At 63.5% G+C, this 21,293-nt stretch carries 8 protein-coding genes; 5 read left to right on the top strand and 3 right to left on the bottom strand.

The window, feature by feature from the left end:
- Positions 1-23: 23 nt before the first annotated feature.
- Together atuC and AAIS01_RS18740 are read right to left on the bottom strand one after the other, a co-directional pair.
- Entirely contained in the window at positions 24-1,640 is a 1,617-nt protein-coding gene (gene atuC / locus AAIS01_RS18745; RefSeq protein WP_343470178.1) for a geranyl-CoA carboxylase subunit beta, read from the bottom strand.
- A 43-nt stretch (positions 1,641-1,683) separates the two neighbouring features.
- On the bottom strand, positions 1,684-3,474 hold the full coding sequence (locus AAIS01_RS18740; protein WP_343470177.1) for an acyclic terpene utilization AtuA family protein: 1,791 nt from the start codon (positions 3,472-3,474) through the stop codon (positions 1,684-1,686).
- 181 nt (positions 3,475-3,655) lie between these two features.
- Between AAIS01_RS18740 and AAIS01_RS18735 the strand changes: the two genes are divergently transcribed.
- From AAIS01_RS18735 to AAIS01_RS18725, 3 genes are all read left to right on the top strand, one after another.
- Complete coding sequence (locus AAIS01_RS18735; protein ID WP_047226408.1) at positions 3,656-4,279, top strand: TetR/AcrR family transcriptional regulator; 624 nt, start codon at positions 3,656-3,658, stop codon at positions 4,277-4,279.
- A 123-nt stretch (positions 4,280-4,402) separates the two neighbouring features.
- Positions 4,403-5,185 (top strand): substrate-binding periplasmic protein, encoded by a 783-nt coding sequence (locus tag AAIS01_RS18730; protein ID WP_343470235.1) that lies wholly within the window; start codon positions 4,403-4,405, stop codon positions 5,183-5,185.
- Positions 5,186-5,255: 70 nt separating this feature from the next.
- Positions 5,256-6,269, top strand: a complete 1,014-nt coding sequence (locus AAIS01_RS18725) for a GNAT family N-acetyltransferase (RefSeq protein WP_343470176.1) — start codon at positions 5,256-5,258, stop codon at positions 6,267-6,269.
- 137 nt (positions 6,270-6,406) lie between these two features.
- On the opposite strand, the gene AAIS01_RS18720 is transcribed toward AAIS01_RS18725, so the two are convergent.
- Positions 6,407-6,955, bottom strand: a complete 549-nt coding sequence (locus AAIS01_RS18720) for an RNA polymerase factor sigma-70 (RefSeq protein WP_092401827.1) — start codon at positions 6,953-6,955, stop codon at positions 6,407-6,409.
- 325 nt (positions 6,956-7,280) lie between these two features.
- Here AAIS01_RS18720 and AAIS01_RS18715 point away from each other — a divergent pair, with 325 nt between their 5' ends.
- Both AAIS01_RS18715 and AAIS01_RS18710 read left to right on the top strand, forming a co-directional pair.
- Positions 7,281-20,267: a non-ribosomal peptide synthetase gene (locus tag AAIS01_RS18715; protein WP_343470175.1), complete on the top strand. Its 12,987-nt coding sequence runs from the start codon at positions 7,281-7,283 to the stop codon at positions 20,265-20,267.
- A 198-nt stretch (positions 20,268-20,465) separates the two neighbouring features.
- Complete coding sequence (locus AAIS01_RS18710; RefSeq protein ID WP_343470174.1) at positions 20,466-21,272, top strand: alpha/beta fold hydrolase; 807 nt, start codon at positions 20,466-20,468, stop codon at positions 21,270-21,272.
- The last annotated feature ends 21 nt before the right edge of the window (positions 21,273-21,293 follow it).

Raw genomic sequence — 21,293 nt, 5'->3', positions numbered from 1 at the left:
GCGATCAAAAGTCCTTCACACGTTCAGAAACGGGCCACACCGAAACTGTTGGGTTGCAGCGGCCGCAGCTCAGCCGCGTGGCAGATGTCCAGCAGGTAGCCTAGCAACGTGCGGGTGTCGCGCGGGTCGATGAGCCCGTCATCCCACAGGTTGGCGCTGCCGTATAGCGCAGTGGACTGGCTGTCGAGTGTCTGCGCAGTGGTTTGTTCGAGCAGGTCCAGCATCTTCGGGTCGGGGGTGAGGCCATTCTTGATCTGCGTCGCCTGCGTGACGATGCGCAAAACCTTGCCGGCCTGGGCACCGCCCATCACCGCTGTGTGGCTGTTGGGCCAGGCGAAGATGAAGCGTGGGTCCAGCCCTCGGCCGCACATGGCGTAGTTGCCGGCGCCGTAGGAACCGCCCACCACGACCGTCAGCTTCGGCACCCGGGCGTTGGCCACGGCCTGGATCATCTTCGCCCCATGCTTGATCACGCCTTGTTGTTCCGACTCGGTGCCGACCATGAATCCGGTGGTGTTGTGCAGGAACAGCAGCGGTGTGCGGCTCTGGTCGCACAGCTGGATGAATTGCGCGGCCTTGCTCGCGCCCTTGGGCGTGATCGGGCCGTTGTTGCCGATCAGGCCACAGGCATGGCCACGAATGCGCAGGTGGCCACAAATCGTCTGTTGATCGAACTCGCTTTTGAATTCCAGGAAGTCCGAACCGTCGGCGATGCGGGCGATGATTTCCCGCACGTCATAGGGTTTTTTCGGGTCGTCGGGGATTAACCCCAGCAATTCATCGGCCGGGTAGCGCGGCTCTCTCCAGGTCCGCTCAGGCTGTGGCGGCTGCTGCTCGTTCCAGGGCAACAGGCTGACGATCTCCCGGGCCAGGCGTATGCCATCGGCGTCATTCTCGGCCAGGTATTCAGCGGTGCCGGCCACTTGCGCATGCATTTGCGCACCGCCCAGCTCTTCTTCGGTGGCGACTTCGCCGGTGGCGGCCTTGAGCAGCGGTGGCCCGGCCAGAAACAGCCGTGCGGTGTCGCGCACCACCACCACGTAGTCCGACAGCCCCGGCTGATAGGCCCCGCCCGCCGTGGCCGAGCCATGCACCACGGTAATCTGCGGCAGGCCCATGGCCGACATTCGGGCCTGATTGGCGAAGCTGCGCGCACCTTCGACAAAAATCTGCGCGGCATAGTTGAGATTGGCGCCGCCGCTTTCGGCCAAGGTGATGACCGGCAGTTTGTTCTCCATGGCGATCTTTTGCAGACGCAGGGTCTTGTTCAAGCCGCTGGGAGAGATGGTCCCACCCTTGATCGCGCTGTTGTTCGCCACCACCAATACCTGAGCGCCGGATACGTAGCCGATCCCCGCGATCAAGCCGCCACCGGCCTGGCTGCCATCTTTGTCGTCATGGAGTTTGTAGCCGGCCAGGCTCGCCAGTTCCAGGAACGGCGCGCCGGGGTCCAGCAGTAGGTTCAGACGCTCGCGCGGCAGCAGTTGGCCGCGTTGCTCGAACCTGGTCTGGGCCAGGGCGGCTTTCTCCAGCACCGCCTGTTCGATCTGCCGCAGGTGAGCCACGCCAGCCAGCATGGCCGCGTGGTTGCGGGCGAAGTCGGCGCTGTGAGGGTCAAGGTGCGATTCGATGACTGGCATGAGTGTTCCTTGTGCTCGAACCGAACGCCGTGGTGAGCGTCCTTTAATTGACCTGATCGGCGATGCTCTGTGGCACCGGTATCTGGATCTCCAGCAACTGCTGAGCGAACGCCTTGCCCTGCGGATCGATGCGCAGGCTGGCGACACCGCCCCCGCCAAGGGCATTTTCCAGCACGAAGTTCAGGCTGTGGGTGCCCGGCAGATACCAGCGCTCGACGCGCCCCAGCAGTGGGTCGAGCACGTGGCTCATCCAGTCAACCAACACTTGGGGCGTCAGCGCCTCGGCGATCCACGGCAAGTATTCGGGGGCCCGGGCGAGCACACCGATGTTGCTGTGGTTGCCCTTGTCGCCGGAGCGCGCCACCGCCAGTTTGACCAATGGCACGCTGGCGTCAGCCCGGCCCCGGGGTTTGGGCAGGTCGGGAGCGACCGGCAAGTCGCGGGTTTGCAGCGCTTTGACGGCGGGCAGCAGGCAAGGATGCCTCTGCCGGTCGAGTTCGATGTCGAGCCGGCAAGCGGACTTGTCGATCAGGAACGAGAACAGGCGAATCAGCGGATACACCGTCGGGCGGCCACCCATCAGGCCGGTCAGCCCCGGCACCATGCCGGTGGCGGCCTGGGCGATCTCCCTGGAAAACAGCACCAGCGGCTGTTTGTCGGGGTGGCGTACCGCCAGTTTGATCACCACTTCGCGGCTGTCCTGGCGCCGGCCGTGCTGACCGTAAGTGGCTTCGCTGCCCAGTAGCTCGATGTTCACCTCGCTGTAGGGTGCCCAGCCGCGCGAACTGAACAACTGCGAAGTCCTGGCGATGATCGCCTGGCTGACCCGTTCGGCCTTGGCCACCGCATCGATGCCGGCGATCAGGCACAGGGCAGTGCAGCGAAAACCATCGGCCCAGGTGGCGCAGACCTTGTATTGATCGGTGGGCGGCAAGCCCTTGGCGCCTTGGACGCGCACGGCGTGTTGGCCTTGCTGGATCAACCTGACCTGGCTGAAGTCGCAGATCACGTCCGGCAAGAGATAGCCTTGGGGATCGCCGATTTCATAGAGCAGTTGTTCCCCGACCGTCAGCGGCGTGACCAGCCCGCCGGTGCCTTCGGCCTTGGTGACGATGAATTGGCCGTCGGCGCTGACTTCAACGATGGGAAAACCGATGTGCTCGTAATCCGGCACCTGCTGCCAGTCGGTGAAATTACCGCCCGTGCATTGGGCCCCGCACTCAATGAGGTGCCCGGCCAATGCGGCTTGGGCCAGTTTGTCGTAGTCGTGCCAGGCCCAACCAAACTCATGCACCAGGGCCGCGCTGACCACGGCGCTGTCGACCACCCGGCCGGTGATCACGATGTCGGCTCCCAGATGCAAGGCCTCGACAATGCCGGGGGCACCCAGGTAAGCGTTGGTGGACACGCACACCGTCGGCAGGGGCGCGCCGCTGAACATCTCGGTCATGCCCTGGCTGGCGAGCTGTTCGAATCGCGGTTGCAGGTCGTCTCCCAGCAGCACCGCGATCTTCAAGGGCACGCCGGCCTTGTCGCAAGCCGCTTGTAGAGCGGCGGCGCAGGCCTGGGGGTTGACCCCGCCGGCATTGCTGATGACGCGGATCTTGCGTTCCTGCAAACGATGAAGCAGCGGTGAGAGCACTTCGATGAAGTCCGTGGCATAACCGCCCCGAGAGTCTTTCATGCGCGCGGCGGCCATGATCGACATCGTGACCTCGGCCAGGTAATCGAACACCAGGTAGTCCAGTTCAGTGCCTTCGACCAGTTGCGCCGCAGCGGTACAGGTGTCGCCCCAGAAGGCGCTGGCACAACCGATACGTATCGTTTTTGGCATGGTGCTCCCTCCGGCCCACGTCGCCCGAGACTACCAAGCAAGCGCTTGGTTTGTAAACGGCCGCCAGTTCTTCGATCCAAGCGCTTGCTTGGGTGCCCCGGCCAGCTTAAATTGCCCGCGCCACCTCGTCGGTTCCGCAAGCGTGGCCCCACGTTGATCGATCGACTGTAGGAGAGAATGGGTGGATGAGCAAAAAGCCCTGAACGTGATGCGTGAGCTGGTCGATAACGGGCAACTGACCGATCCTGACAGCGCTCGCGGCAAACTGCTCCAGACCGCCGCCCATCTGTTTCGCAACAAAGGGTTCGAGCGCACCACGGTGCGCGACCTGGCGAGCGCGGTGGGCATTCAGTCGGGCAGCATCTTTCATCATTTCAAAAGCAAGGATGAGATCCTGCGGGCGGTGATGGAGGAGACCATTCGCTACAACACGGCGTTGATGCGCGCGGCGCTGGCCGAGGCCGATAGCGTGCGCGAGCGGGTCCTGGCGCTGATCCGCTGCGAGTTGCAGTCGATCATGGGCGGCAGCGGCGAGGCGATGGCGGTGCTGGTCTACGAATGGCGCTCGTTGTCCGAGCAAGGGCAAAGACAGGTGCTGGCTTTGCGTGATATTTATGAGGCCCTGTGGCTTGAGGTTCTTGGGCAGGCCAAGGACGCGGGGTATATTCGGGGCGACGTGTTCATCACCCGTCGTTTCCTGACCGGCGCCCTGTCCTGGACCACCACCTGGTTTCGCGCCGAGGGCAGCCTGAGTCTTGATGAGTTGGCCGAGCAAGCCTTGATTCTGGTGCTCGAAGAAAAATAAAAAGAGGCAGCCATGCCGCTGAGTGGTCGCCGTGCGTGCCCTGCGTGATGTGCATTGAGATGCCTGGTTTGATTCACTGATGATTAATTTTCTGGGGAGTGAGGTGTCTTGACGTTTTCAACGATGGGGATAGCCTCGCGCGTCTTGCTGGCTGCGTGTATTGCGGTGGTCGCGATGCCGGCCACGGCTGCGCAACTGGTGCGTATTGGCGCAGCGCATTTTCCGCCCTATACGATACGCCCCGAAAGTGGCGCGGATACCGGTTTGCTGCCGCAACTGGTCGAAGCCTTGAACCGGTCCCAACGCGACTATCAATTCGTGCTGGTTCCGACGTCGATTCCGCGCCGTTTCAATGATTTCAAGCAGGGGCGGGTCGACATGGCCATTTTCGAGAACCCGGACTGGGGCTGGAAGGATGTGTCCCACACGGCGGTAGACATGGGCCTGGAGGATGCGGAAATCTTCGTTGCCCAGCAGCAACCGGATCGTCAGCAAGACTATTTCTCTGATCTGCGGGGCAAGCGCCTGGCGCTGTTCAGCGGCTACCACTACGCCTTTGCCGAATTCAACGCCGACCCCAAGTTCCTGACTGGCCAATACAACGCCACGCTGACGTATTCCCACGACAGCAACCTGCTGATGGTCTTGCGCGGGCGGGCGGACATCGCGCTGGTCACCCGTTCCTACCTCATCGATTACGTGCTGCGCAATCCTGAAGTCGATCCCCAATTGCTGATATCCGAACGTATCGATCAGATCTACCACCACTTCGCGCTGATCCGGCCCCAAGCGCCGATCTCCGGCGAAGCGTTCGCGCGGCTGCTGCAAAAGCTGCGGGACGACGGTCAGATGCTGGCGATTTTCCAGCCCTACCAGATACAACTGGTGCCAACGCACGATCATTGATCGGGGCACTAAATTTCCCTGCCTGGCTCACGTCACACGTTGACTACCGACGACTATGTGAGCCCCGCCCATGTCCAACCTCAAGCACCCGACGACGCTGCCTTTACCCGGCGGTGGCCGTCTCGGCGCCGATGAAACCGAACGCCACCTGAGCCTGATGCTTGAGGGCGCGCCGCTGATCCGGCTGCGCCTGGAACGTGGTACCGAGCTGCATGTGCATTTGCAGGAAATCCACGATCGGCCCGTAGGCCCGGCGCTTTGGGCAGCCTGCTATTGGCTGTTCGCCCGCGACCCTGAATGCCGGCGCCTGACCTGGCATCTGCCCGAACGCCCCGGTGAAGCCTTGCTCAGCGGACTGCTGACGCTCGGCGAGTTCGCCGACGAGTACATCTGCGAGCGCACGCTGTTCTGGCAACTGCCGCAACCCTGGCTGGGGGAGTCGTTCAACGGCAGCTATCCGCAGCAGATGATCATCACCGATGGCAAGCGTCATCCGCGTCGGCCCATGAAGCCGCGAGGCGAGGTGTACCGGCGCTTCGATGCGCGCCTGGGAGCCTGGGTGTCCTTGCGCACCCTGGAAATCGAACAGGATCTGACGCGCTTCAACCGCTGGCAGAACAGCCCACGAGTGGCGAGTTTCTGGCAGGAGGAGGGCAGCCTGGAACAGCATCGCGAGTATCTGAGCAAACTGCAGCGCGATCCCCGCGTGCTGACCTTGATCGGTTGTTTCGACGACCAGCCTTTCGCCTACTTCGAAGCCTATTGGGCCAAGGAAGATCGGATCGCGCCGTTCTATGACGTGCACAATTACGATCGCGGCATCCACATGCTGGTGGGCGAAGAGCAGCACCGTGGCCCGCACAAAGTGGCGAGCTGGCTGTCGGCACTGGTGCATTACCTGTTTCTCGACGACCCGCGAACCCAACGCGTGGTGGCCGAACCTCGAGCCGACAACGCCCGGATGATCGGTCATCTGCACAACCAGTGTTTCCACTGTGAGAAAGAATTCGATTTCCCCCACAAGCGTGCCGCGCTGATGATTCTGGGGCGTGAGCGGTTTTTTGATCGGTGTGGGTTGATGTAAGGGGTTAGGTCCTCAAGGCCTTATCGCGAGCAGGCTCGCTCCCACAGGGATTTGTGGTGAACACAGACTTCGTGAACACCCAGATCCATTGTGGGAGCGAGCCTGCTCGCGATGAGGCCCGCAAAATCACTGCACTGTTACCGCCGGGCGAATGTATCCCCACGAATCCCTGACACCTTGCGGCAATGCACCAGGGCGTCGCGGATCATGAAGTTCACCAGGGTCGGCGAGACGCCCAGTTCCTTGGCGATATCCTTCTGAGGCACGCCGTGCAGGCGGTACATCTCGAAGGCATAGCGGGTGCGGCTGGGCAGTTCGGTGAGCGCGTCGGCGATGTGCTCCAGCGTCGAAAAATTGATGTGTGACGTTTCTGGCGAAGCCCCCTGGATCACCACATTCAACCCTTCCTCTTCCGGCCCCGAGTATTTCTGTTCCAGCGCCTGCTTGCGGTAATGGTCGATCGCCAGGTTACGCACGATCTGAAACAGGTAACTGAGCTGAGCCTTGAAGGACGAGGTGATCTGGGGCGCCGATTGCAGCCGGAAAAACGCATCCTGCACCACGTCTTCTGCCCGGGACCGGCAACCGGTAATTCGTGCTGCGATCTTGACCAGGATCATTCGGTTATCCACGAATGCCTGAAGTAACGGTGAGTCGCACCTGCTTGTGGATACTTGTTCCGTCATGGAATTCACCTTGCTGCAAAAAGTTAGCAGGACGGCGGATCTGCCCGACGCGTCCTACATATCGAGCGACAAATTAGGCTGAATGATAATGATTGTCAATTGAGAAGAAGAATTATTGATGCTGAAAAGTCCAGCGCGTGAACTGCGACCCGTTGCCACGGTGTTCTGCCTTCCGGCGGGTCTGGAACAAGAGGTTGCTGACTAATTATTTGCCGGTGGTATCCGTTCTCAGGGATGAAGGTTTCGGGCGGCAGTCCCGATGCCGCGCCGCATTCCGCAGGCCACCAGATACCACTAGCAAGCCGAATTTCAGGCAGGAAACCTCATGACCGACGCGTTCGAACTCCCCAGCACCCTGGCTCATGCCCTTCAGCGCCGCGCCGCGTTGTCGCCGGACCGTGTGGCCTTGCGCTTCCTTGCCGACGTCCCGGAGCAAAGTGTGGTGCTGAGTTATCGCGACCTGGATCAGCGGGCCCGGACCATCGCCGCCGCCTTGCAGGCCGAAGCGGCGTTCGGCGACCGTGCGGTATTGCTGTTTCCCAGTGGCCCGGACTACGTCGCGGCGTTTTTTGGTTGCCTTTACGCAGGTGTGATCGCCGTGCCGGCCTATCCGCCGGAGTCCGCCCGTCGCCACCACCAGGAACGCCTGCTGTCGATCATTGCCGATGCCGAGCCGCGCCTGCTGCTCACCCGCAGCGATTTGCGCGAGCCGCTGCAAGCCATCGAGTCGGCCCCGCCCGTGCTGTGCGTCGATACCCTTGAGCCCGCCCTCGCCGGGCAATGGGTGCAGCCGAACCTGCAGGACCCTGACATCGCTTTCCTGCAATACACCTCCGGCTCCACCGCGTTGCCCAAGGGGGTGCAAGTGAGCCATGGGAACCTGGTGGCCAACGAATTATTGATCCGCCAAGGCTTCGGCATCGATCTGAACCCTGACGATGTCATCGTCAGCTGGCTGCCGCTGTACCACGACATGGGCCTGATTGGTGGCCTGTTGCAGCCGGTTTTCAGCGGTGTGCCCTGCGTGCTGATGTCGCCGGCGTACTTTCTGGCCCGACCGTTGCGCTGGCTGGAAGCGATCAGCGAATACGGCGGCACCATCAGCGGCGGCCCGGACTTCGCCTATCGGCTGTGCAGCGAGCGGGTCAGTGAATCGGCGCTCAAGCGCCTCGACCTGAGCGGCTGGCGCGTGGCTTATTCAGGCTCCGAGCCGATCCGACTCGACAGCCTGGAACGCTTTGCCGAGAAATTCGCGCCCTGCGGCTTCACGCCGGACCGTTTCATGGCCTCCTATGGCTTGGCCGAAGCCACCTTGTTCGTCGCTGGCACGCCACGCAGTCAAGGTATCCCGTCGTTGCAGATGGACGACACGGCACTGGCGCACAACCGTGCCGAGCCAGGGCAGGGCAGTACGGTGATGAGCTGCGGCGTGAGTCAGCCTGGGCATGCGGTGCTGATCGTCGAGCCCAACACGTTGCAGCCGCTGACCGACAACCGGGTCGGCGAAGTCTGGGCCAGCGGGCCGAGCATTGCCCATGGCTACTGGCGAAACCCTGAGGCCAGCGCCAAGACATTCGTCCAGCACGATGGCCGCACCTGGCTGCGCACCGGTGACTTGGGTTTCCTGCGTGACGGTGAGCTGTTCATTACCGGCCGTCTGAAGGACCTGTTGATCGTGCGCGGTCATAACCTCTACCCCCAGGACATCGAGCAAACCATCGAGCGGGAAGTGGAGGTGGTGCGCAAAGGCCGTGTGGCCGCGTTCGCGGTCAACGATGGCGGCGAGGAAGGCATCGGCATCGCGGCGGAGATCAGCCGCAGCGTGCAGAAGATCCTGCCACCCGAAGCACTCATCAAAGCCATTCGCCAGGCGGTGGCCGAAGCCTGTCAGCAAGCACCGAGCGTGGTGGTGCTGCTCAATCCGGGCGCGTTGCCCAAGACCTCCAGCGGCAAGTTGCAACGCTCGGCGTGCCGGACCCGATTGGCCGACGGCAGTCTCGACAGTTATGCGCTGTTTCCGTCGGTTGAGGTTGAAGCAGGCCCTGACACTCGCGCGTCATCGTCGTTGCAAACATTGATCGGCCAGGTCTGGTGCGAGCAGTTGCAGGTTGAACACGTCCAGGGCGACGATCATTTCTTCCTGTTGGGCGGTAACTCCATCGCCGCCACCCAAGTGATCGCGCGGCTGCAAGAAGGGCTGGGGCTGGCGCTGAATCTGCGCATGTTGTTTGAAGCGCCGACCCTCGCAGCGTTCACGGCAGCGGTGGCGAGCCTGCAGCAGGCAGGTGCCGAGGCCCAAGACGTGATCAGCCGGTTACCGCGCCACGAAGCGTTACCGCAATCCCTTGCCCAGAATCGTTTGTGGATCACCTGGCAACTGGATCCGGCGAGCCGCGCCTACAACATTCCCGGCGGCTTGCACCTGCGTGGTGAGTTGAACGAGGAAGCGTTGCGCTGCAGTTTCCAGCAGTTGCTCGAACGCCACGAAGCCCTGCGCACACGATTTTTGGAGCGCGAGGGTGTCGCTCTGCAACAGATCGACCCGGCCGCTGAACTCGAACTGCGAGTGATCGACCTCAGCGACCTGCCCGTCGACCAGCGCGAAGCCCGGGCGCGTCAGGTTCGAGACGATGAAGCCACGATGCTGTTCGATTTACAGAAGGGCCCACTGTGGCGAGTCACTTTGCTGCGCCTCGATGAGGCTGACCACCAATTGCTGGTCACGCTGCACCACATCATCGCCGACGGCTGGTCGATGAGCGTGCTGATCGATGAGTTCTCGCGGTTATACGCGGCTGCATGCCAAGGGCAGGTCGCCGCCCTGGCGCCTTTGCCGTTGCAGTACGCCGACTACGGCAGTTGGCAGCGCCAGTGGTTGGCTCAAGGGGAGGCCGAGCGGCAACTGGCCTACTGGAAACAGCAACTGGGCGACGAACATCCGAGTCTGGCCCTGGGCACGGACCATCCCCGTAGCGCTCAGCATCGGCGCAGCGCCACACGCCATAGTCTGCGTCTGGACAAAAGCCTCGGCGATGCCTTGCGCCAAGTGGCCCAAGCCCACGACGTAACCTTATTCATGCTGTTGCTGGCCGCCTTCCAAGCGCTGTTGCAGCGCTACACCGGCCAGTCCGACATCCGCATCGGCGTGCCCAACGCCAACCGTCCGCGCCTGGAGACCCAAGGCCTGATCGGCTTTTTCATCAATACCCAGGTGCTGCGCGGGCAGGTCGATCCGCGCCAGTCGTTCGCCGCATTGCTGGCCCAGGCCCGGGAGACCACGCTGGGCGCCCAGGCCCATCAGGACCTGCCGTTCGAACAACTGCTCGAAGCGTTCCCCCAGGTTCGCGAACAAGGTCTGTTCCAGGTGATGTTCAACCATCAGCAGCGCGACCTCAGCGCCTTGCGCCGTTTGCCGGGGCTGTTGGCCGACGAACTGCCCTGGCACAGCCGTGAAGCCAAGTTCGACTTGCAGTTGCATAGCGAGGAGGATCGCAACGGACGGCTGACACTCTCATTCGACTACGCCGATGAACTGTTCGAGGCTGCGACCATCGCCCGGTTGGCCGAGCATTTGTGCAATCTGCTGCGGGCCGTCTGCACCCATGCGCAACAAGCCATCGGCGATGTGCCGTTGCTGAGCGTTGATGAGCATGCGCAACAGCAGCAGTGGAGTGCGGCCCCCTGCGCGCCGGCCACACAGTGGCTGCCGGAGCTGTTGAACGAACAGGCCCGGCGCACGCCGCAACGTACAGCGCTGCTGTGGGACGATGGCCGCCTGGACTACGCCGAGTTGCACGCCCAGGCCAACCGCCTGGCCCATTACCTGCGCGACAAAGGTGTCGGCCCGGACGTGTGCGTGGCGATTGCCGCCGAGCGCTCGCCGCAGATGCTCATCGGTGTGCTGGCGATCCTCAAGGCCGGTGGCGCCTACGTGCCGCTGGATGCCGATTACCCGGCCGAGCGCCTGGCCTACATGCTTGAGGACAGCGGCGTCGATCTGCTGCTGACCCAAACTGCATTGCTTGAACGCTTGCCCCTCTGCGAGGGTGTCAGCGTCATTGCCATGGACGCCTTGCATTTGGAGCAATGGCCGAGCAATCCGCCGGGTCTGCACCTGCACGGTGATCACCTGGCTTACGTGATTTACACCTCCGGCTCCACCGGCCAGCCCAAAGGCGTCGGCAACACCCACGCGGCTCTGGCCGAGCGCCTGCAATGGATGCAGGCCACTTACGCCCTGGATGAATCCGATGTGCTGATGCAAAAAGCGCCGATCAGCTTCGACGTGTCGGTGTGGGAGTGTTTCTGGCCGCTGATCACCGGCAGTCAACTGGTATTGGCCGGCCCTGGTGAACACCGTGACCCGCACCGCATCGCGCAGTTGGTCCAACAATTTGGCGTGACCACGCTGCACTTCGTGCCGCCGCTGCTCAGCCTGTTCATCGACGAACCCCTGAGCGCCCGCTGCACCAGCCTGCGCCGGGTATTCTGCGGGGGTGAAGCGTTGTCGGCCGATCTGCGCAACCGCGTGCTGGCGCAACTGCCGTCGGCGCAATTGCACAACCGCTATGGCCCGACCGAAACCGCCATCAACGTCACCCACTGGCATTGCAGCGTCGCCGACGGCGAGCGCTCGCCTATCGGCCGGCCGCTGGGCAATGTGTTGTGCCGTGTGCTCGACAGTGAACTCAATCCCGTGCCGGCCGGTGTGCCAGGTGAATTGTGCATCGGCGGCCTGGGTCTGGCGCGGGGTTACCTCGGCCGTCCGGGGTTGAGCGCTGAGCGTTTTATCGCCGACCCGCTGGGCGTGGCGGGTACGCGTTTGTATCGCACGGGTGACCGGGCGCGTTGGAGCGCCGATGGCGTGATCGAATACCTCGGCCGTCTCGACCAGCAGGTCAAGCTGCGCGGCTTTCGGGTCGAGCCGCAGGAAATCGAAGCGCGGTTGCTGGCTCAGGACGGCGTGGCCCAAGTGGCGGTCCTGGTGCGCGAGACCTCGGCCGGCCCGCAACTGATCGGCTATTACACCGCTTGCGATGTCACGCACGATCAAGACCTCGAAAACACCCGACTCCACGCCGCCCTGGCCGCCGAACTGCCGGACTACATGGTGCCCGCACAACTGCTGCGCCTGGACGCCATGCCCCTGAGCCCCAGCGGCAAACTCGACCGTCGTGCCTTGCCCGAACCGCAATGGCAAGTGCGTGAACACGTCGAGCCGGTCAGTGCCCTTGAGCAGCAGGTCGCTGGCATCTGGCGCGACGTGCTGGGGCTCGACCGCATCGGTCTGCGGGACGACTTTTTTGCCCTGGGCGGTCATTCGCTGTTGGCGACCCAGATCATTTCCCGCACCCGCCAGGCCTGTGACATCGAGCTGCCGCTGCGTACCTTGTTCGAGGCCAGTGAGCTGGGTGCGTTCGCCGAACAGGTGCGCTCGATCCAGGCCAGCGGCCAGACCAACCAGCAACCGCCGATTCAAAAGGTCGATCGCAGCCAACCGGTGCCGCTGTCGTATTCCCAGCAGCGCATGTGGTTCCTCTGGCAGATGGAGCCCGACAGCCCGGCCTACAACGTCGGCGGCATGGCGCGGTTGCGCGGGGTGCTGGATGTCGGGCGTTTCGAAGCGGCGTTGCAGGCGTTGGTCCTGCGCCATGAAACCCTGCGCACCACTTTCCCCAGCGTCGATGGCGTGCCCCGGCAACAGGTGCACGCCGCCACGGGTCTGCGCATGGACTGGCAAGATTTCTCGATGCTCGCCGTCGATGTTCGCCAACAGCAGGTGCAGCAACTGGCCGACAGCGAAGCGCACAAACCCTTCGACCTGGAAACCGGGCCACTGCTGCGGGTCTGTCTGGTCAAGACCGCCGAGCAGGAACATTACCTGGTGCTGACCCTGCACCACATTGTCACTGAAGGCTGGGCAATGGATATTTTTGCCCGGGAACTGAGTGCGCTGTACGAGGCCTTTGTCGACGACCGCGAATCGCCACTGGAACCGTTGCCGGTGCAGTACCTGGACTACAGCGTCTGGCAGCGCCAGTGGCTGGAGTCTGGCGAGCGCCAACGGCAACTGGACTACTGGACCGCGCAACTGGGGCGCGAACACCCGTTGCTGGAGTTGCCGGGCGACCGTCCGCGTCCGCCGGTGCAAAGCCATCGCGGCGAATTGTTCCGCTTCGACCTCAGTGATGACCTCGCCGCCCGGGTCCGCGCCTTCAACGCGCAACAGGGCTTGACCCTGTTCATGACCATGACCGCCGCCCTGGCCGTGCTGCTTTATCGCTACAGCGGCCAGACCGACCTGCGCATCGGTGCGCCGGTGGCCAACCGCATCCGCCCGGAAAGCGAAGGGCTGATCGGGGCGTTCCTCAACACCCAGGTGCTGCGCTGCCAGCTCGACGGGCAGATGTCTGTCGGTGAGTTGTTCGAGCAGGTGCGCCACACCGTGATTGAAGGCCAGTCCCATCAGGATTTGCCGTTCGATCATCTGGTCGAAGCCCTGCAGCCACCGCGCAGTGCCGCGTACAACCCGCTGTTCCAAGTGATGTGCAACGTGCAGCGCTGGGAGTTCCAGCAGAGCCGCACGCTGGCCGGGATGAGCGTCGAATACCTGGCCAACGACGCCCGGGCCACCAAGTTCGACCTGAATCTGGAAGTCACCGACCTGGACCATCGCCTGGGTTGCTGCCTGACCTACAGCACCGACCTGTTCGATGAGCCGCGCATTGCCCGCATGGCCGGGCACTGGCGCAATCTGCTGGAGGCGCTGCTGGCCGATCCGACCCAGCGGCTGAGCGAGTTGCCGTTGCTCGATGCCCGCGAGCAGCAACAAATGCTCGACAGCCTGGGGGTCGAACCCGGCGAACACCGCCTGGATCAATGCATCCAGCAACTGTTCAGCGAACAGGTCCTGGCCCGCGCCGACGCACCGGCCCTGACCTTTGCCGGGCAAACCCTGAGCTACGCTGAACTCGAGCGCCGCGCCAACCGCCTGGCCTGGATGTTGCGAGAGCGCGGTGTCGGGCCGCAGGTGCGGGTGGGCCTGGCCCTGGAGCGGTCGCTGGAGATGGTCGTTGGCCTGTTGGCGATCCTCAAGGCTGGCGGGGCCTACGTGCCCCTGGACCCGGAATACCCGCTGGACCGTTTGCATTACATGATCCAAGACAGTGGCCTCGGTTTGCTACTCAGCGACCGGGCGATGTTCCAGGCCTTGGGCTCATTGCCGGACGGTGTAGGGGGCTGGTGTCTGGAGGACGACAGCGCGGCCCTGGCCGGCTATTCGGACCAGGCACCGCCGCTGATCAATCTGCCGCAGCATCAGGCCTACTTGATCTACACCTCAGGCTCCACCGGCAAGCCCAAGGGCGTGGTGGTGTCCCACGGTGAAATCGCCATGCACTGCCAGGCGGTGATCCAGCGTTTCGGCATGCGCCCGGACGATTGCGAACTGCATTTCTATTCCATCAACTTCGACGCCGCCACCGAGCGCCTGCTGGTGCCGCTGCTCAGCGGTGCCCAGGTGGTGCTGCGTGCGCAAGGGCAGTGGGACGCCGAGCAAATCTGCGGGCTGATTCGCGAGCACCGTATCAACATCCTCGGCTTCACCCCCAGCTACGGCAGCCAGTTGGCGCAATGGCTGGCGACCCAGGGACAAACCCTGCCGGTGCGCATGTGCATCACCGGTGGCGAAGCCCTGACCGGCGAGCATTTACAGCGTATCCGGGCGGCGTTCCAGCCGAGCCTGTTCTTCAACGCCTATGGCCCGACCGAAACCGTGGTCATGCCATTGGCGAGCCTGGCCCCTGAACAACTGGAAGAGGGCGCGGCGAGTGTGCCGATTGGCAGCGTGATCGGCGCCCGGGTGGCCTATATCCTCGATGCCGACCTGGCCCTGGTGCCCCAAGGCGCCACCGGGGAGTTGTACGTCGGCGGTGCGGGATTGGCCCAGGGCTATCACCAGCGTCCGGGCATGACCGCCGAGCGCTTTGTCGCCGATCCGTTTGCCGTCAATGGCGGACGGCTGTACCGCACCGGTGACCTGGTGCGCCAGCGCGTCGATGGTCAGGTGGAGTATTTGGGACGGATTGACCATCAGGTGAAAATCCGCGGTTTCCGCATCGAACTGGGGGAAATCGAAACCCGCCTGCTGGAACATGACGCCGTGCGCGAGGCGGTGGTATTGGCGCTCGATAGGCCAGGCGGCAAGCAACTGGCCGGCTATCTGGTAACCGACGTCGCCGAGCAGGACACCGAGCAACAAGCGGCCCTGCGCGAAGCGCTGAGACATCACCTCCAGGCCCAACTGCCGGACTACATGGTGCCCACCCATCTGATCCTGCTGGCGAGCATGCCGCTGACCGCCAATGGCAAGCTCGACCGGCGTGCCTTGCCGATGCCGGATCCTGAACTCAATCGCCAACATTACCTGGCCCCGAGCAGTGCCCTGGAGCAGACCCTGGCGGCGATCTGGTGCGAGGTACTGAACGTGAAGCAGGTCGGCCTGAATGACAACTTCTTCGAACTGGGTGGCGACTCGATCCTGTCCATCCAGGTGGTCAGCCGTGCCCGGCAACAGGGCATTCATTTCACGCCCCGCGACCTGTTCCAGCACCAGACCGTGCAGGCCCTGGCCGGTGTGGCCAGCCACAGTCAGTCAGTGAGCGCCGAGCAGGGGCTGCTCGACGGTGAGTCGGCGCTGACGCCGATCCAGCATTGGTTCTTCGAGAGCAGGATTGCCAACCGTCATCACTGGAACCAGGCGTTGTTGCTGGAGCCGGCCATTACCCTGCAACCCCCCGTGCTGGAACAGGCACTGCGCAGCGTTTTCCAACAGCACGATGCGTTGCGCCTGGGCTTTGATGAAACCGCCGGGCATTGGCGCGCCGAGCACCAGTCAGGGTCCGACGCGGTGCTGTTGCGTCAGGTGGACGTGGAGAGTGAGCAGGCCTGTGAAACGCTGTTTGCCCAGACGCAGCGCAGTCTGAATCTGTCGAGCGGGCCACTGCTGTGTGCGGTACTGGCGCAGTTGCCCGATGGCCGACAACGGTTGCTGATCGTCGTCCATCATCTGGTCGTCGATGGCGTGTCGTGGCGAGTGCTGATGGATGACCTGCAAACGGTCTACCGCCAGATCAGCGCCGGGCAAACCGCAGACCTGCCGGCCAAGACCAGCCCCTTCCGGGATTGGGCCGCGCGCTTGCAGGCCTACGCCGGCAGCGAGTCCCTGCGCGAGGAGCTGGGCTGGTGGCAAGGGTGCTTGAGCGGCCCGGAGGTGGCACTGCCCTGCGCGCATCCTGACGGCGGACGTGAGGAGCGTCACGCCCAGACCGTCAGCGTGCGCCTGGACGCCGAGCGCACCGGGCAACTGCTGCAACAGGCACCGCGTGCCTACCGCACCCAGGTCAACGACCTGCTGCTCACCGCGCTGACCCGGGTGCTGTGTCGCTGGAGCGGCCATGAGTCGGCACTGATCCAGCTCGAAGGCCACGGCCGCGAGGCGCTGTTCGATGACATCGACCTGACTCGTACGGTGGGGTGGTTCACCAGCGTTTATCCGCTGCGCCTGAGCCCGTCGGGTGAAGACTTCGGCACCTCGATCAAGGCCATCAAGGAGCAACTGCGTGCGGTGCCCCACAAGGGTCTCGGTTACGGCGTGCTGCGCTACCTGGCTGACGCCGCGACGCGCCAGGCCATGGCCGGCCTGCCGCAAGCGGCGATTACCTTCAACTACCTGGGTCAGCTCGATCAGACCCTGGGTCATGACGCGCTGTTCCAACCCCTGGACGCCCCGTTGGGCGCGATCCACGACCCCGACGCGCCGCTGCCCAACGAGCTGAGTGTCGACAGTCAGGTCAGCGGCGGTGAGCTGGTGCTGCGCTGGACGTTCAGCGCCGAGCGGCACGACCGCCAGGCCATCGCGGCGTTGGCCGATGCTTACCTCGAGGAGCTGCTGGGCCTGATCGAACATTGCCTGACGGACGCGGCGGGCGGCCTGACGCCCTCGGACTTCCCCTTGGCGAAACTGACCCAGGCCCAGCTCGACAGCCTGCCGGTGCCGGCCGCGCAGATCGAAGACGTCTACCCGCTGACGCCGATGCAGGAGGGCATGCTGCTGCACACATTGCTGGAGCCGGGCACGGGCCTGTACTACATGCAGGATCGCTACCGCATCAACAGTGAACTGGATCCGCAACGTTTCGCCCAGGCCTGGCAGGCGGTCATCGCCCGTCATGAAGCCCTGCGTGCATCCTTCTGCTGGAACGTCGGCGAAGACATGCTGCAAATCATCCACAAGCCCGGCAGCACGCCGGTGGATTATCTCGATTGGTGTGAAGTACCCCAGGACCAGCAGGAAGCCAAACTCCAGGCATTGCTCAAAAGCGAGCGCGAGGCCGGTTTCGATCTGTTGAACCAGGCTCCGTTTCACCTGCGACTGATCCGAGTGGGCGCGGCGCGTTACTGGTTCATGATGAGCAACCACCACATCCTGATCGATGCCTGGTGCCGTTCGTTGCTGATGGAGGATTTCTTCGAGATCTACACGGCCCTTGGTGAACATCGCGAACCCCGATTGGCCGTGCCGCCGCGTTATCGCGACTACATCGGCTGGTTGCAACACCAGAGCCTGGCCGAAGCCCGGCAGTGGTGGACGCGCAACCTGCAAGGTTTCGAACGGACCACGCCGATCCCCACCGACCGACCGTTGTTGCGTGAACACGCCGGTGACAGTGGCGGCATGATCGTCGGCGACTGCTACACCCGCCTCGATGTCCGCGACGGGGCCCGGCTGAGGGAGCTGGCCCAGGCTCATCAGTTGACGGTCAACACCTTCGCCCAGGCCGCGTGGGCTCTGGTGCTGCGGCGGGTGAGCGGCGAACGGGACGTGCTGTTCGGCGTCACCGTGGCCGGGCGCCCGGTGGAACTGCCGCAGATGCAACGCACCGTGGGCCTGTTCATCAACAGCATCGCCTTGCGCGTGCGGATGCCCGACGATCATCAGCGTTGCAGTGTGCGCCAATGGCTCAGTGAGTTGCTCGACAGCAACATGCAACTGCGCGAGTACGAATACCTGCCGTTGGTGAGCATCCAGGACGTCAGCGAGCTGCCCAAGGGGCAACCGTTGTTCGACAGTCTGTTCGTGTTTGAGAACGCGCCGGTGGAGGTGTCGGTGCTGGATCGCGCCCAAAGCCTCAACGCCACCTCGGACTCGGGCCGCACCCACACCAACTTCCCGCTCACGGCGGTCTGCTATCCGGGGGATGACCTGGGGTTGCATCTGTCCTACGACCAGCGTTATTTCGATGAATCCACCGTCCAGGGTTTGCTGGGTGAGTTCAAGCGCTTGCTGCTGGCGCTGATGGAAGGTTTCCACGGGGACATGGCCGAGCTGCCGCTGATTGGCGCCGAGGAACAGGACTTCCTGATCGAAGGCTGCAACCAGAGCGAGCGTGCCTACGCGCTGGAGCACAGTTACGTCGAGCTGTTCGAGGCCCGGGTCGCGGCCCATCCGCAACGGGTGGCCGCCACCTGCCTGGACAGGGCATACAGCTACGCCGAGTTGAATGCACGGAGCAACCGCCTCGGCCATGCCTTGATCGCGTCCGGCGTCGGCCTCGACCAACCGGTGGCGTTGCTGGCCGAGCGCGACCTGGACCTGCTGGGCATGATCATCGGCAGCTTCAAGGCCGGTGCCGGTTACCTGCCGCTGGACCCGGGGCTGCCGAGTCAGCGTCTGAGCCGCATCATTGAGCTGAGCCGCACGCCGCTGCTGGTCTGCACCCAGGCCTGTCATGCCCAGGCGCTGGCGCTGCTGGACGAGTTCGCCTGTTCCGGGCGGCCGAAATTGCTGGTGTGGGAAAATGTCCAGGCCAGCGATGTTTCGCAGCACAACCCCGGCCTCTACAGCGGCCCGGACAACCTGGCGTACGTGATCTACACCTCGGGCTCCACTGGGCTGCCCAAAGGGGTCATGGTGGAACAACGCGGCATGCTCAACAACCAGCTCAGCAAGGTGCCGTACCTGGCCTTGAGCGAGACTGACGTGATCGCCCAGACCGCCTCCCAGAGTTTCGACATTTCCGTGTGGCAGTTCCTCGCCGCGCCGTTGTTCGGCGCCCGGGTGGACATCGTGCCCAACGTGATCGCCCACGACCCGCAAGGTCTGCTGGAGCACGTGCAACGCCAGGCAATCACAGTGCTGGAAAGCGTGCCGTCACTGATCCAGGGCATGCTCGCCCAGGAACGTATCGGCCTGGACGGCCTGCGCTGGATGCTCCCCACCGGTGAAGCGATGCCACCGGAGCTGGCCCATCAATGGTTGCTGCGCTACCCGGCCATTGGCCTGGTAAACGCCTACGGCCCGGCGGAATGCTCCGATGACGTGGCGTTCTTCCGGGTCGACATGGCCTCGACCCGTGGCAGCTACCTGCCGATTGGTACGCCCACCGACAACAACCGTTTGTACCTGCTCGATGGTGCGCTGGACCTGGTGCCGCTGGGTGCTGTAGGCGAGTTGTGCGTGGCGGGCACTGGGGTAGGGCGCGGTTATGTCAGTGATCCATTGCGCACGGCCCCGGTGTTTGTGCCCAACCCGTTGGGTGCGCCAGGGGAGCGCTTGTACCGCACTGGCGACCTGGCGCGGCGGCGTCGCGACGGCGTGCTGGAGTACGTCGGACGCATCGATCATCAGGTGAAGATTCGTGGTTACCGCATCGAACTGGGGGAAATCGAAGCGCGGTTGCATGAACAGCCTGAGGTGCGCGATGGGGCGGTTGGGGTGCAGGAAGGCGCCAACGGCAAGCATCTGGTGGGGTATCTGGTCGCAGCCGACTCGGCGCTGAAGCCGACCGAACGCCTGGAACGGATCAAGCAGCGTCTGCGGGCCGAACTGCCGGAATACATGGTGCCGCTGCACTGGCTGTGGCTTGAGCGCTTGCCCCTCAACGCCAACGGCAAGCTCGACCGCAAGGCCTTGCCGGCCCTGGAAATCGGCCAGTTGCAAAGCCAGGATTACCAGGCGCCAGGCAATGCGCTGGAACAGACCCTGGCGGACATCTGGGCCCAGGTGCTCAAGGTCGAGCGAGTGGGCGTGCGAGACAATTTCTTCGAACTGGGCGGCCACTCGTTACTGGCGACGCAAATTGCCTCACGCGTGCAAAAGGCCCTGCAACGCAACGTGCCGCTGCGGGCGATGTTCGAGTGCAGCACGGTGCAGGAACTGGCCGAATACATCGATGGGCTGGCGGCGAGTGAACTCACTGAGGAGAAGGTGGATCGGTTGAATGATTTGATGGCGCAGTTGGAAGGATTGTAGTTCTGCGGCGTCTATAGAGGCCCCATCGCGAGCAGGCTCGCTCTCACAATGGATTTGTGATCGACGCAAATCCCCTGTGGGAGCGAGCCTGCTCGCGATGGCGGCATGACTAACACCGCAAAGCCCAAGGTTGACGCCTCGCCCTGTACGGCTCAGTCTTCCAAGGCTTTTTCTCCATTCAAAACAAGGAGGTCATCAATGCCTTTTGTAACCCTTGACGGACAACCCCTCCACTACCTGGACCAAGGCCAGGGCCCGGTGGTGCTGCTGGGCAGCAGCTACCTGTGGGATCACACCATGTGGGCACCGCAGATCGAGGCATTGTCCCGACATTACCGGGTGATCGCCCTGGATTTGTGGGGCCACGGCCAGTCCGGGCGTTTGCCTGAGGGCATGACCTCTCTGGACGACCTGGCTCGTCAGGCATTGGCGTTGATGGATCATCTGGATATCGACTGTTTCAGCCTGGTGGGGCTTTCCGTCGGTGGGATGTGGGGCGCACGGTTGGCGCTGATGGCGCCCAAGCGGCTCGAGGCGCTGGTGCTGATGGACACTTACGTGGGCGTCGAGCCTGAGCCGACTCGCCAGTATTACTTCTCGTTGTTCGACACAATCCAAGCCAGCGGTAGCATCCCCGAGCCGTTGCTGGACATCATCGTACCGATCTTCTTCCGGCCGGGCATCGATCCGCAGTCAGCGCTCTACCAGCAGTTTCGCGCCACACTGGCCGCACTGCCGGTCGAGCGCCTGCGCGACAGTATCGTGCCGCTGGGGCGGATCATTTTCGGTCGCGACGATATCCTGCCGCGCCTGCCTGAGCTCGACGCCAGGCGCACGCTGGTGATGTGCGGCGACCAGGACAAGCCGCGACCACCGTCCGAGGCGCTGGAAATGGCTGAGCTGATCGGCTGCCCGCATGTGCTGATTCCAGAGGCGGGGCACATCTCCAATATGGAAAACCCGGAATTCGTGACCCGGGCCTTGCTGGAGTTTTTGCCCAACTGAAACGGTGGGAGCGGGCTTGCT

The sequence above is a fragment of the Pseudomonas halotolerans genome, assembly GCF_039581215.1.
Classification (GTDB): Bacteria; Pseudomonadota; Gammaproteobacteria; order Pseudomonadales; family Pseudomonadaceae; genus Aquipseudomonas; species Aquipseudomonas tehranensis.
Note: the sequence above shows the minus strand (reverse complement) of the source record. Positions and strands in the feature narration are given on the sequence as shown.